General features: G+C 37.1%; 11 protein-coding genes, 1 tRNA gene and 2 pseudogenes. 8 read left to right on the top strand and 6 right to left on the bottom strand.

Annotated elements, in window-relative coordinates:
* Nucleotides 1-1866: 1866 nt before the first annotated feature.
* On the bottom strand, nucleotides 1867-2433 hold the full coding sequence (locus tag V4B17_RS04790; RefSeq protein ID WP_455479057.1) for a hypothetical protein: 567 nt from the start codon (nucleotides 2431-2433) through the stop codon (nucleotides 1867-1869).
* Between the two features lie 81 nt (nucleotides 2434-2514).
* On the opposite strand from V4B17_RS04790, the pseudogene V4B17_RS04785 reads away from it, so the two are divergent.
* The 3 genes and pseudogenes from V4B17_RS04785 to V4B17_RS04775 all read left to right on the top strand — a co-directional run.
* A pseudogene (locus tag V4B17_RS04785) lies at nucleotides 2515-2898 on the top strand (phage tail tape measure protein); the annotation flags it as partial.
* 16 nt (nucleotides 2899-2914) lie between these two features.
* Entirely contained in the window at nucleotides 2915-3121 is a 207-nt protein-coding gene (locus V4B17_RS04780; RefSeq protein WP_455479056.1) for a hypothetical protein, read from the top strand.
* A 143-nt stretch (nucleotides 3122-3264) separates the two neighbouring features.
* Nucleotides 3265-4083, top strand: a pseudogene (locus tag V4B17_RS04775) (DNA adenine methylase).
* Nucleotides 4084-4215: 132 nt separating this feature from the next.
* On the opposite strand, the gene V4B17_RS04770 reads toward V4B17_RS04775, so the two are convergent.
* Nucleotides 4216-4289: transfer RNA gene (locus tag V4B17_RS04770), tRNA-Met, on the bottom strand.
* Nucleotides 4290-4460: 171 nt separating this feature from the next.
* On the opposite strand from V4B17_RS04770, the gene V4B17_RS04765 reads away from it, so the two are divergent.
* Nucleotides 4461-5414 carry a Gfo/Idh/MocA family protein gene (locus tag V4B17_RS04765; RefSeq protein WP_455479055.1) on the top strand — a complete coding sequence of 318 codons (954 nt, stop codon included), beginning with the start codon at nucleotides 4461-4463 and terminating at the stop codon, nucleotides 5412-5414.
* Between the two features lie 54 nt (nucleotides 5415-5468).
* Nucleotides 5469-6587 (top strand): DegT/DnrJ/EryC1/StrS family aminotransferase, encoded by a 1119-nt coding sequence (locus V4B17_RS04760; protein WP_455479054.1) that lies wholly within the window; start codon nucleotides 5469-5471, stop codon nucleotides 6585-6587.
* 162 nt (nucleotides 6588-6749) lie between these two features.
* Here V4B17_RS04760 and V4B17_RS04755 read toward each other — a convergent pair whose 3' ends face one another.
* Together V4B17_RS04755 and V4B17_RS04750 are read right to left on the bottom strand one after the other, a co-directional pair.
* On the bottom strand, nucleotides 6750-7400 hold the full coding sequence (locus V4B17_RS04755) for a hypothetical protein (protein WP_455479053.1): 651 nt from the start codon (nucleotides 7398-7400) through the stop codon (nucleotides 6750-6752).
* 27 nt (nucleotides 7401-7427) lie between these two features.
* Nucleotides 7428-8024 carry a DUF1134 domain-containing protein gene (locus V4B17_RS04750; RefSeq protein WP_455479052.1) on the bottom strand — a complete coding sequence of 199 codons (597 nt, stop codon included), beginning with the start codon at nucleotides 8022-8024 and terminating at the stop codon, nucleotides 7428-7430.
* A gap of 216 nt (nucleotides 8025-8240) precedes the next feature.
* On the opposite strand from V4B17_RS04750, the gene chpT reads away from it, so the two are divergent.
* The gene (chpT, locus tag V4B17_RS04745; protein WP_455479051.1) at nucleotides 8241-8882 is read left to right on the top strand and encodes a histidine phosphotransferase ChpT; all 642 of its coding nucleotides are present in this window, start codon (nucleotides 8241-8243) and stop codon (nucleotides 8880-8882) included.
* Between the two features lie 209 nt (nucleotides 8883-9091).
* Here the strand turns inward: chpT and ctrA are convergent, their stop codons facing one another.
* The gene (gene ctrA, locus V4B17_RS04740; RefSeq protein WP_455479050.1) at nucleotides 9092-9793 is read right to left on the bottom strand and encodes a response regulator transcription factor CtrA; all 702 of its coding nucleotides are present in this window, start codon (nucleotides 9791-9793) and stop codon (nucleotides 9092-9094) included.
* Between the two features lie 564 nt (nucleotides 9794-10357).
* On the opposite strand from ctrA, the gene V4B17_RS04735 reads away from it, so the two are divergent.
* Entirely contained in the window at nucleotides 10358-10744 is a 387-nt protein-coding gene (locus tag V4B17_RS04735) for a flagellar export protein FliJ (protein ID WP_455479049.1), read from the top strand.
* A 121-nt stretch (nucleotides 10745-10865) separates the two neighbouring features.
* Here the strand turns inward: V4B17_RS04735 and sciP are convergent, their stop codons facing one another.
* A complete protein-coding gene (gene sciP, locus V4B17_RS04730; protein ID WP_455479048.1) occupies nucleotides 10866-11141 on the bottom strand; it encodes a CtrA inhibitor SciP in 276 nt (91 codons plus the stop codon).
* Between the two features lie 351 nt (nucleotides 11142-11492).
* Between sciP and mnmA the strand changes: the two genes are divergently transcribed.
* A complete protein-coding gene (gene mnmA, locus V4B17_RS04725; protein WP_455479047.1) occupies nucleotides 11493-12725 on the top strand; it encodes a tRNA 2-thiouridine(34) synthase MnmA in 1233 nt (410 codons plus the stop codon).
* Nucleotides 12726-12750: the final 25 nt, after the last annotated feature.

Raw genomic sequence — 12750 nt, 5'->3', positions numbered from 1 at the left:
GCTTTTGACAGTCTAGATGAGTTATATTTTTTGAATTGCTATAGCTCACAAAGAAGGGTATCGCAGCTGCGGTAGTTTTTTGAAAAAACTTTATTAAAATGATACTTCTTCTTAAGACTGTCAAAGGGAAGTTTAAAAATCCTGTTCTATCATTTTTATTTACGCATCTCTCATATTTAAAATGTGTTAGTGAAAATAATAGATTACACGCGATGAAAAGAGCGTATCAGTAAATGCGGAAAAACATAGCAACGTGAATAAAATTACGTAAAGATGCAACAAGAGTATCTTGATGTCTATAGTTTTTTAATTCAATAAGAATTAAGTATTAAAGAAAAAATTTCACATCAAAATTAAAGCTTGGCAAGGTTATGGTAGCCTTTCAGCTATACTGAAGGTAATGACATTTGAGGAAAAATATGGGTAAGGAATTGGAAATGCTGTTAAATCTTTATGGTTGGCATTATGTGAATCCATTCTATCTGTAGCTTTCTTGGTACTTATACGGCAGTGTAAAAATATTTTGGAGTTAACAATAGATGCATAGAATATCCTTAATTTAGTAGCTCTAGAAGCTTTTTATGAAACTGATATTACAAAAACAGAATTGATTAACCGTTTAGGTTAGAAAAAACATGAACGAAATGTATTTAATCAAATTTACCTAATTAAATTTCAAAAATTGTAGCAAGCGCTGAGTATTCTGAATGAGCATGTTGTTACTATAATTAATGATTACGTTTTGGATATTTTCTTTGCTTTAAAAAAGAAAATGAAAAACGTACTTTTTTGAAGCTAAGTAGCTATTCATAATAGGGATTTTAAGACAGGAAGTTAAATTTTAGTCTTTAATTTTTTTACGGTTTTTATGATTGTACGATATATGGTGTTGTGCACTGCGCGGTGAATACGTAGCAATTGTTAATTTTAACATATCAAAGATTGAAGTTACTCTACAAAAGAGAGGGAGGTAGAAAAAAGTACAGCTCGTATACAATAAAAAATAAAAATATTGTGGTAATTAACAGGATCAAATATTTGTACCTAGAAAAATAACAATTAAATCGTATCGTTTATGTAATCTTATTCGTTGATTTTAAAAGCCATAGGTGGATTCATATTAGTACAAATTAGGCGTGTTACTTTTCGTTTTTTTGAACAGATATTTGTGCTTGTTAACTGCCAGAGTTACTATTTATTTTTTAGTTGTTATTGTGACGTATAATCCTTTTAACCTTGGCACTATTTTAAAAAATGAATTGCTTGATGGATTATGATTAATCGTAACAGAATCTGCAAATTATCTTGGCGTTGCGCATTTAGCTTTACGATTAAATAAAGTCAGGCTTAAACGGCGTGAGTTCTTGTCTTAAATTGCGGTAAAAGTATGGTCTATGGTAAGTGCATGATAATAATATATTTTTATATGTTGCACATTTAGAATAAGTGAAGAATTTTCAAATATTAAGATCGGGTGTAGTTTGACAATTGTTTTTGTATTCAGTGGGAAGAGATGGGATTGATTAGGAATATGTGTTAATTTGTTGTTTTTATGTACGATTTTTACTATTAAATGCATGTTTTATCAAATTGGATTTTGATATCTAAAATTTCCAAAAAGAGCGAAAAATCATAAAAATCGGAATTTTGTGCTAAAAATGAAAAAAGGCTTTGAAAGGTTTTTGAAAGCCTGGAAGATCGAATTTGAAAGATCTTTGAAAAAAATCACCTAAAAAGTCAGGTTAGCCTCAAAATCAGCTAAAATTACTAAAAAAGCAAAATAGAAATGCGCCTGCATCTTTGTATTTTAGAGGGACATTAAGCCGTATTTTGTGTGATTTCTAGATGTGCCTTTTCAGTTTCAATCTACCGTTTTAAGTGTGGTTTTAGAAGAGGAAAAGTTGCTTCGATTTTTTCCATATCGTTGATGTTTTGAACAAGCTCTTGCAACTTTCTATAGAGTTCCGCCGCGATTTCCGCTATATCTTCAGGGAGGAGTTTTATTTTCATACCACGATAGGTCATATAAGCTATACGACCAAGCTTTTTTATGAGTTCATCAAGGATAGTTTGTGGTTTAAAACCAGCGGCTTTCGCTTTATCTACGTCACGAAACATTTCTCCTTCACCCGTAACGAGCCAATGGGGGTTAATGTTATAGACCCTACGATGGGCGTTAGTTGTTGAGGATGCTGGTTCGTGTGCTCCGATTTCATAATTGACAAGAGCAGTGCGTTGTAAACTAATGTGTTGCACAAAATTCAGATCAAAGCAATATTGAGCGTGAAGAGAATAAAAAATCAAAAATGCAAGTTGACCTTTGATCGGTGATGGCGCAGTTTTAGAGCAATTTGGTAATGTCTGCCCTTTTGCTAAACATGTAGCGGATTGCATTGGTTTGTCTGAAGAGTCAGTAAGACGTTTTAACCGCATTACTCAGTATTTACATCTAGAATTGCGGTCTATTTTGCGTGGTATGGCATTGGCGGATAATCAACCACAATTGCTAAATCAGGGATTAGTGAACAGAATTTGGAAGCTTTTAGCATTTATGCGGCAAAGGCTGCCGTAGCCTTTAATATGTCTGGTGATCAAATTGGTGAGTGTTTTGCTAAGTTGCGTAACGTTTTTCAATTGAATCAGAGAGGCATTGAAGATTTAGGCGATGCTATCAATTATCTTTCCAATCATATGACGGCAAAAGCCAGTGAAGTTTCCGATTTTACCAATCGTGCCATTGGCGCGGCAACCATGTTTAAGCTCACGGCACGTGAAATCGCGGCTTTTGGTACGGCAATGATTTCTTCTGGTATTGTTCCAGAAAGTGCTGCCCGTGGTTTTAACTTTATGAGTACACATATTCAGGAAGGCGGAAAGCATATTGAGGATGCTTTTACAAAAAAGGAGAGAGGCTTTGTCGTGCTGTTGGAAGTTGTTTGTTTCTGTTAGAGGTTCACCCAGAAATCATGGCCAATCAACCTTTTTTCTCTGTGGGTTTCGTGGGGAAATGAATGGACAATGGAAAGCCTCTACGGTGCCCCATCGCCATGAAAAAGCCAGCAACTATACCACAGAAATTATCCTAGAAGGACCAGAAAAGGAAAGGGGAAATAGTAAGTAATAGAGGCTTGTCTTGTTATCCAGCCAACGGGAACAGTTTATCGATAAAATTGTCCGATGCCAAAAGACATAACATTGCAGCCATTTTTTATCACTCAAAGCAATGAGAAGAAGGCACTTATGGATGGAAGAAGTTAAGAAATTATGGACACAATTTATTCAGAAACATCACAATCTGTTTTTGCTGTGACACCAGCAGCTGTTTATGTTTGTGGCAAGGGAATATTGGCCAAAATCCTTGTCAAAATTTTGAATAGATTCCGCACAATGCTTATGCTGAACTTTTATTGGAATGGGAGGAATTTTCTTTAGGAGAACATTGATACCAGTTGTGGAAATCATCCCTGATCGCTCAGGGGAGATGTGATCAATTTTTTCAGAGTTTTGCAACGCCATTATCGGCCTTTTATGGATATGCTAAAGTTCCAAATCAGCATCCGTTAGGCATTTCAACGTCTCTCACGGCAAGAGCAAAAGGATTTAACCGATTTAGAGCGTGTTGTTCGGTTTTTGTATTTGCAACGGTCAAGTTTTAGCGGCAAGGTGGTAAAGCGCACATTTGGCGTTGAAACGAGCTGTGGTGCACGGTTTAATTATTTTAAGGTTGAAGCGTCATTAGAGCTTCTTTGCCAGCGCTTGGCAAGGGTTGCGATTGAAAATACAGATTGGTCAGACTTTATTCTTCGCTATGATAAATAAAACGTTTTGTTTTACCTTGATCCGCCTTATTGGGGTGCTGAGAATTACTATGGAAAGGATTTGTTTAAACGAGAAGATTATCAGGTGATGGCTACGATTCTTGCGTAATTAAAGGGCAAGTTTCTTCTTTCTTTAAATGACGTACCAAAAATTCGGAAAACCTTTAGTCAATTTCATATAAAAGAGGTCACCACATCTTATTTATGTGGCAGCTCAAATAATGCTATTGCTAAAGAACTGATCATCACAAATTGCGATTTTTAATAGAAAAAAGACTCTTTGAAAGGCCTGTGAAGATCCTTTAAAGCCACCTTGAAAACCCTGTGAAAAAATAAATCTGTACAAAACGAGGCAGCAAGCTATATACAAAATAAAACATTCTAGAAAACAAAACGGTAGCGGAGGAGGGATTCGAACCCCCGACACAAGGATTATGATTCCTCTGCTCTAACCTACTGAGCTACTCCGCCAAAATCAAATCACTATGATTGCACTTATCTCACCTTTTGCGGATATAAGAGGTAGAATAGTAGGATGTCAAGCATCGTTTTAAGCTTTTTGCTTGTCATTCCATGTTATCCTCGATATGGAGAGTATAGGGAAATATAATTTTTATATGATGAAGTAAGGTAGGCATAAAGATGGTGCCACGTGTAGCGGTTTTAGGATGCGGTCATTGGGGTGGAAATCATATACGGACGCTTCAAAAACTTGGAGCTTTAGTAGCAGTTTCTGATGCTAATGTTGATCGTGCTGCGAGTTTTGCAAATATGTATGGCGTGGATGTTGTTGCGCCTGATGATCTTTTTGCTCATAATGGTATTGATGCACTTGTGTTGGCGTTGCCTCCACAATTTCACACAGACAATGTGATACGTGCTGTTGAAAATGGTAAAGATGTCTTGGTTGAAAAACCTATTGCCTTAAATGTCGCTGATGCTGAACGTCAAGTGCAGGTTGCTAGTCAATATGATCGGATTTTTATGGTGGGTCATATTGTGCGCTTTCATCCTGCTTTTGAAAAAATGTATGAGTTAGTAGCAAAGGGAGAATTAGGCGATGTACGTTATATATATTCTTACCGATTAGGTTTTGGAAAATTTCATACACAAAGCGACGCTTTATGGGATCTTGCTCCTCATGATCTCTCAATGATCTTGGCTTTGACAGGATGTGAACCCTCAGAAATTCGAGGTGAAGGAGCTGCTGTCATTGATCGGTGTTCTGATTTTTCTCATGTTCATATGACTTTTCCAAATGGTATACGTAGCCATCTTTTTGCTTCACGTTTTAGTCCCTATCGTGAAAGGCGTTTAACTGTTGTTGGTACAAAGGCTATGCTCGTTTTTAATGATATGGAACCATGGAATCGTAAATTAGCATTACACGGTTTTGCCATTTGGAAAGAGAATCAAGAGTGGGCCTTTAGCACTGATGAGTTGAATTACATTGATGTTTGTGAAGATTTACCGCTTACTTGTGAATTACAACATTTCCTTCATTGTATTGAAACGCGCCAATCTCCTCGCACAAATGGTGATGATGCTCTTGCTGTTTTACGGATTTTAACTGCTGCTAGCGTCAATTATTATTAGATAAAAGAAAATAAATAGTATTTTTGCATTCTTGTGATTATCAATGGAGTTAATATGCAATTCATCGACCTTGGAGCGCAGCGTGTGCGCATTGAAGATAAAATCAATTCTGCAATTGCGCATGTGATCACTAGTGGTAAGTATATTTTAGGGTCAAAAGTTACAGAGTTCGAAGAGCAATTAGCAGATTATCTTGGCGTTAAACATGTGGTTGCATGTGCTAATGGAACTGACGCGCTGAAGATGCCTCTTATGGCTCAAAATATTGGTTTAGGCGATGCTGTTTTTTGTCCCAGTTTCACGTTTTGTGCAACTGCTGAAGTTGTCGCTCTGGTAGGAGCTGAGCCTGTTTTTGTTGATGTCCTTCCTGATACATTCAATATTGATGTTGAGAAACTTTGTGAAGCAATAGAAATAGTTAAAAAAGAGGGACGTCTTAAACCAAAGGCAATTATTGCCGTTGATTTGTTTGGGCTTCCTGCTGATTATGTGCAAATTGCCAAAATAGCTGTACAGGAGAATCTTTTTGTTATTGAAGATGCCGCTCAATCGATAGGGGGAAGGAGCGGTAATATTATGTGCGGAGCTTTTGGTGATGTTGCCGCAACGAGTTTTTATCCTGCAAAACCATTAGGGTGTTACGGCGATGGAGGTGCTATGATGACAAATGATGATAATTTAGCCGCACTTTTACGCTCTATTTTGTTTCATGGTAAAGGTGAAACGCAATACGACAATGTGCGTATTGGTATGAATTCACGTTTAGATGCTATTCAGGCTGCAATTTTGCTAGAAAAGCTTGTAATTTTTGAAGATGAAATGGAAAAACGAGAGGAAATTGCTCGACGTTACTCCGATGGATTAAGAGGTGTTGTCACAGTTCCAGAAGTTGGAGAGAACATGCGTTGTGCTTATGCACAATATACTGTTAAAGCGGAAGAGCGTGATAGATTAAAGGATTATTTACAGAAAAAATCTATTCCTACAATGGTTTATTACAAGACTCCCTTACATCAACAGCCGGCTTATAAAAATTTTTCTTATGTAAAAAATTCTCTTTCTGTTTCTGAATCTTTGGGAGATTGTGTTCTAAGTTTACCTATGCATCCTTATTTAACGCAAATTGACCAGGATATAATTATCCAAGGAATAAGGGATTTTTATCATTCTTGAGAGAAGATTTTTATCCTGAAAATTGGTTTAGTTGGAGGCGTTGTTTTTGTTATCTTCTTGGAAGGTATTTTTGATTTGCAATTAAAACTAAAGTCAAAATAAGCAGTTCTTATGTTAAGAGAATAGATTCCGCGTCAAGGACACGTCTTGTCAAAAGATAAGTTATGTAGAGGGTATTTTTTTTGTGGATGCTACTTTTTCGCGAATGCGTGATGCCAGGTCGTTTTTGCTTTTAGAATTTTGGATCATTATGTTGATCGGGGATGATTTACCCTCTTGTAATGCTATTTCGGCAGCTAACGTTGCCGCTAGTTCTTTTGTTTCTTCGCGCAGTTCGTTTAAGAGTTGCTGATTCATTGTAGTGTCAAACTCATTGGTTTGAATTTTCTGCAAAAGCTGCTGATAATGTGCGATTTTTTCACGCATAGTTTTGATTTCCATTGTAAAAATGTTTCTTGTAACGACATTTTGTTCAACTGTGAGTGTTCCTTTTTGGGAAAAAGGTGTATCTTGTGTGGGAAGACATAACCGATGAAGCTGTTCGGTCACTTGGCTAAGTTGTGTTTTCTGTTGGGCATATTTTTTTTGCAAATAGGCGTATTTTTGTTCATTGCGTACCCGTGTTACAGCATATCGTGCACAAAGAAAATCATAGTTTGCTTGCATTTCAGTGTGTGATAACGGAATTTGTGCAGAAACATATTTATGCGCAAAGTAAATGGCTCTGCGCCAAATAAGAGGGGCAAAAAATACGAGCAACCAAGAGGTGCAAGCAACTCCAAAAATAAAAAAAAGAACTGATTGGATAAGCATAAATCCTCATTTTCAAAAAAAATCCATTTAAAATGGATTCCATGTTGGTATGCGTGTCAATTTTAAATATCCCACATTTAGGCCAAGGCGTGCACCAACTCCTGTGCGTACTGGAATTAACAAGATATTACGGCGTTTAAGGACATGAAAACCAACACCTGCTACTAAATAGGCTGAACCTGAAATACCACCATAGCGCCCCCATAAATTATTTACGTTATTCAGATTGTAAACTAATATCATTAAACGAGAGCCTTGTCCGCCAAAATCCCATCCTACAGAGGGACCTTGCAAAAAAATTTTATGCTGACCATAGCTTTTGGTAAAAAGCTTCCCTTCACCATAGGTTAATCCAGCAAAAAAAGCACCAGAAGCTTCTTCCCCTAAAATATAGGCATTTGGATAACCGTATTGTGAAAAGATCTTTTGAATTGCTACTGCTATATTGCTAGCGGTTTTTCCAAAAAAAACATGACCGGAATCAATAATTTCTTGTAGCGAATAGTGGGGTTCATTTTGTTCTATTGGTTGGATTTGAGCATTTACAGCGTTTATGATTACGAATAAAAGGAAGATTGCAGATACAATACTTTTATACCAGCGTTTTAGAAGAGAGAGAGCCATAGAATTTTTTTCTTTTATTAGTTACGAACAGAAGATAATATTAGAATTTTCATTATATTCAAATAAAAAATAAGATGTAAGGTTATTTAAATTTTTGAATTTGTTTCTGAAAAAATTTTAGCGTGATTGTTAAAGTCCTGTGTACGTATGCATTGGATGTTAAGGATTTTTCTTTAAAATGAAACTTGTTTTTTAATCTAGGAGTTTTCAATAATTATGACGTTAGATGTTTCTTTGAAGCCCACGGATTTTGCTGCTTTGCTTTGCAGCCGTATTTGCCATGATTTGATTTCACCTGTTGGTGCTATTCAAAATGCAATGGAGCTATATGACGAAGGAGGAGCTGAAGAAGATGCTTTGCAATTGGTACGTTTGTCTGTTGCGAATGCTTCTGCGCGTCTACAATTTGCACGATTGGCTTTTGGTTTTTCAGGGGCAAGTGGAGGACAAATAGATATACGTTCTGCTGAGCAGGTTGCGCAACAATATATGAGGGAAGAAAAAGCAATTTTAAAATGGCAAGCTCCCTCTCTGCTTTTACCAAAAAATGAAGTTAAACTTTTGCTTAATTTGCTATTGATTGCAAACGTAACAGTTTCTCGTGGGGGAGAAATCATTGTTATGATTTTGCAGGAAAAAAATAAACGTATCTTTCGCTTTGAGATTTTCGGTAAAACTTTACGTGTTCCTTCTCATTTTATTGCGTTATACAATGGGAACATTCAGGAAGAATTTATCGATTCTCATACTATCCAATTGTATTATACAGTGTTGCTTGCTGAGATGACAGATATGCAAATAAATATTGATAGGACTGAAAGTTGTATTATTTTGGAAAGTATAAAAAGCTTTGAATAAAACAGGGGCGCTTGAGTTATGTTGAGGAAAGAGGATTTAAACTGTATCCGCAAACGATGGGGCTATACCCGTAAACGATAACAGTGACTTTTCTAAGTCTTAAAAATTCTCCTATATAGGGAATTTCTGGTGTGCGAGCCTTTTACTATGACAGAAAAAAAATCCCGGCCCGCTACACTCCGAGATTTTACAATGTGCATTTCTACTGCTCAAGCGGTTTTACGTATGTTTTCTTCGATCGGATCACGTAACACATAGCCGCGTCCCCAAACCGTATCAATGTAGTTCACATGAGAAGAGATTGCTTCCAATTTCTTTCGAAGTTTGCAGATAAAAACATCGATAATTTTAAGTTCTGGTTCATCCATTCCACCATAGAGATGATTGAGAAACATTTCCTTGGTGAGTGTAGTACCTTTGCGTAAGGAGAGAAGTTCTAGCATCTGATACTCCTTACCAGTTAAATGAACGGGATGCCCAGCAACTTCGACTGTTTTTGCATCAAGGTTAACGGTAAGATCGCCGGTAACAATAATCGATTGTGCATGCCCTTTAGAGCGACGAACAACTGCATGAATACGCGCAATTAATTCATCCTTATGGAATGGCTTCGTCATATAATCATCTGCGCCAAAGCCAAAACCACGCACCTTGTCTTCAATGGCATTCATACCGGAAAGAATGAGGACAGGGGTTTTTATCTTTGCCAATCTTAGGGTTCGCAAAACATCATAGCCTGACATATCAGGTAGATTCAGATCAAGCAAAATGATATCGTAATCATAAAGCTTGCCTAAATCGATACCTTCTTCACCTAAATCAGTGATATAGACATTAAAGTTTGCGGACTTCAACATTAACTCAATGCTTTGAGTCATTGCTCTATCATCTTCAATTAATAATACGCGCATTTTAGATCCCTCACTTTGCTCCTTCGAATCGGAAGAAGCACTCTTGTTTTATAACAGCTAGTAAAACCGCTGTTGATAAAAACAACCCATGAAATCAAACACTTCTAATAAAAGTGTCTATGAATATTTCAGCGGTACGCGTAACAATCACCACCGAATTCCCCACTATCTACGATAGTGGTTAACAAAATATTTTTATTTTTGAAAGAGGCTATAAAATTATTTTAGAAAAATCGCGTATTTTTTAATTAATAGGAAAATGAAATGTTTTTTCATCAATCTTAATTTTAAAAAGTTTATAACAGATTCTTTTAAATTACTTTTTTACAATTTCAGTGTTTATTTACTGAGCTTTAAACCTCTTCACTCTACAGTGTAGGCGAAAAATAAAGAAATAATTATATTTCTTTAAAGCAGGCAGTGTTCATGGGTGTTTTAAAGGAAGGCGGATAATGTATTGGCAAGTTAAAAAATGAACGGTTTTTGTTAGAAAAGCTATAACTAAAGGCATATAAAAGAGTGCGAATGCAAGTTTTGAGTTGGCGTAATCGAGGAGTAGTAAGTATGAAGCCACGGGAAAGTATGGTGCGATTGAGAATGTTTCAAGCGCGTGGGAAGCGTCGTGAAATTGCACAGCTTGAGATGATGATCGCAGAATTTGAGAAAATGGTGTTAGAATTAGAAGCGCAAATTATCAATGAAGAACGTAAATCTGGAAACAGTGATGTTCACCATTTTGCATATTCTACTTTTGCTCGTGCAGCACGGAAAAGGCGCGATAATCTTATAAATTCGATTCGTGATTTGCAGGCTCAAAAAACAAATGCTGAAATTGCTCTCCATGAAGTCAGTACAGAGCTGCAACACGCGCAGATTCTTGAAGAACGGGAAAAAAAGGCAGTAGCAGATAACGAGAGTATTGTAGTTCATTCTAGTTCAATGACTGGATGATAAGATTTATAATTTGAAAATAAATTCTTCCAGATGTTTTTGTGCTGAGAGCATAAAAACAGCCAAACCTTCATCAAGTTTGGCTATTTTAAAGCAGTTACCAAATCATTATTAGTAGCAGCTAATGCCTATAATGTTGGATTCTGGTTGTTCGTAATCCAGCTAAACCGTGTTCATCAATCAAACTTTGCCATGAAAGAAACTCTTCTACAGTCAAAGTATAGCGTTGACACGCCTCATCAAGACTTAACAATCCACCTCTAACAGCCGCGACAACCTCAGCTTTGCGGCGGATCACCCAGCGCCGTGTTGTTTTTGGTGGTAGATCGGCGATTGTAAGTGGATTTCCATCTGGTCCAGTAACATATTTCATTTGTGTTTTTATCAAATTTGCCATTCGTATCCTCTACCTTTAGTCAAGGATTTGATTCGTTTATAAAACATGAAATTTAAAAAAGAGCTAAACACGTTGAAAGAAAAAATTAATAAAGCAAGCCAACATGCAAAAATGTGCTGCAAATTGAAATGGAGTGAAGAGCTTATTACAATGTTTTTGTAAAAGTTTTTTGAAAGAGCAAAAATGATTTTCATTGTGCCTTATTTCCATCACTCTTTTTTTGTTTGCAGCCACTTTAAAGAAAGTGATGCTGCTGGTTGTGGAATGAATAAAAAAACAATATAAAGGAACAATGAATAGCACGCATAAAAACATTAACCAATGGGTGTCTATTAATCAGAGAATGAGTACATGTTTTTGAACAGCCTTGATTTACCAGGAAAACCTGAAAATTCCCGTGTCGTTGTGGCAATGTCGGGTGGGGTTGATTCGTCGGTTGTTGCAGGCCTTTTGAAAAAAGAAGGGTATAATGTCATTGGGATTACGTTGCAGCTGTATGATCATGGTGCTGCAACACATCATCGGGTGGGGGCATGTTGTGCTGGACAAGATATTGAAGATGCACGTCGTGTGGCAGAGATATTGGGGATACCTCATTATGTTCTTGATTATGAAAAGCGATTTCGAGAAGCGGTGATTGATCCTTTTGCAGAAAGTTATGCACATGGGGAGACTCCTGTTCCATGTGTAGCATGCAATCAGACTGTCAAATTTGCTGATTTATTAGAAACTGCGCGCGAATTAGGTGCAGATGCTTTGGCAACAGGGCATTATATTCGTTCGCGTCCCAATGGTGTGCATCGGGCACTCTTTCGTCCTCTTGATAGCGATCGCGATCAGAGTTATTTTCTTTTTGCAACAACACAAGAGCAGATTGATTATCTGCGTTTTCCACTTGGTGATCTTCCAAAAGCATGTGTTCGTGAAATAGCAGAAGAAATGGGCTTTGCTGTTGCCAATAAGCATGACAGCCAAGATATCTGTTTTGTTCCGCAAGGAAAATATTCTGATGTTATCACAAAGTTGCGTCCAGAAGCTGCTAATCCTGGAGTTATTGTTCATATTGATGGACAGGTTTTGGGAAAACATTCGGGTATTGTTCATTATACTGTCGGTCAGCGTCGTGGTATCGGTGTTGCAACAGGTGAAGCACTTTATGTCGTTTATCTCGATGTAGAAAATGCCCGTGTTATTGTTGGCCCGCGTGAAATGTTGGAAACACATAAGCTTTTTTTGCGTGATGTAAATTGGCTTGGGGATGAGCCATTGGATAATTTTCCTCCCGATGGTGTTGAGGTGGCTGTAAAAGTTCGTTCAACACGCCCTCCACATCTTGCTCGCCTGCATTATCAAGAGGGTATTTTTTCTGTTGACTTATTGGAGCGTGAAAATGCTGTAGCACCAGGGCAAGCTTGTGTTCTTTATGATGGAAATGGTAATGAAGCACGAGTTCTTGGGGGAGGATTTGTGACACACTCAGAACGTGCTGCTGATATTGAAGTGATGTTGAAGCGCGTTTTATACAATCTGGAAATAGATGCTGCTGTTGATTCCGAGCTTAAAACAACCGCTTCTTATAAATGAAAATGGTATTTTTATGGAATTGTTT

The organism is Bartonella sp. B23, from assembly GCF_053793815.1.
Note: the sequence above shows the minus strand (reverse complement) of the source record. Positions and strands in the feature narration are given on the sequence as shown.

Bases quoted from the DNA above. Each gene is read 5' to 3' on its own strand.
- V4B17_RS04790 (WP_455479057.1), bottom strand. From the start codon at position 2,433: ATGCGGTTAAAACGTCTTACTGACTCTTCAGACAAACCAATGCAATCC.
- V4B17_RS04765 (WP_455479055.1), top strand. From the start codon at position 4,461: ATGGTGCCACGTGTAGCGGTTTTAGGATGCGGTCATTGGGGTGGAAAT.
- V4B17_RS04760 (WP_455479054.1), top strand. From the start codon at position 5,469: ATGCAATTCATCGACCTTGGAGCGCAGCGTGTGCGCATTGAAGATAAA.
- V4B17_RS04755 (WP_455479053.1), bottom strand. From the start codon at position 7,400: ATGCTTATCCAATCAGTTCTTTTTTTTATTTTTGGAGTTGCTTGCACC.
- V4B17_RS04750 (WP_455479052.1), bottom strand. From the start codon at position 8,024: ATGGCTCTCTCTCTTCTAAAACGCTGGTATAAAAGTATTGTATCTGCA.
- chpT (WP_455479051.1), top strand. From the start codon at position 8,241: ATGACGTTAGATGTTTCTTTGAAGCCCACGGATTTTGCTGCTTTGCTT.
- ctrA (WP_455479050.1), bottom strand. From the start codon at position 9,793: ATGCGCGTATTATTAATTGAAGATGATAGAGCAATGACTCAAAGCATT.
- V4B17_RS04735 (WP_455479049.1), top strand. From the start codon at position 10,358: ATGAAGCCACGGGAAAGTATGGTGCGATTGAGAATGTTTCAAGCGCGT.
- sciP (WP_455479048.1), bottom strand. From the start codon at position 11,141: ATGGCAAATTTGATAAAAACACAAATGAAATATGTTACTGGACCAGAT.
- mnmA (WP_455479047.1), top strand. From the start codon at position 11,493: ATGTTTTTGAACAGCCTTGATTTACCAGGAAAACCTGAAAATTCCCGT.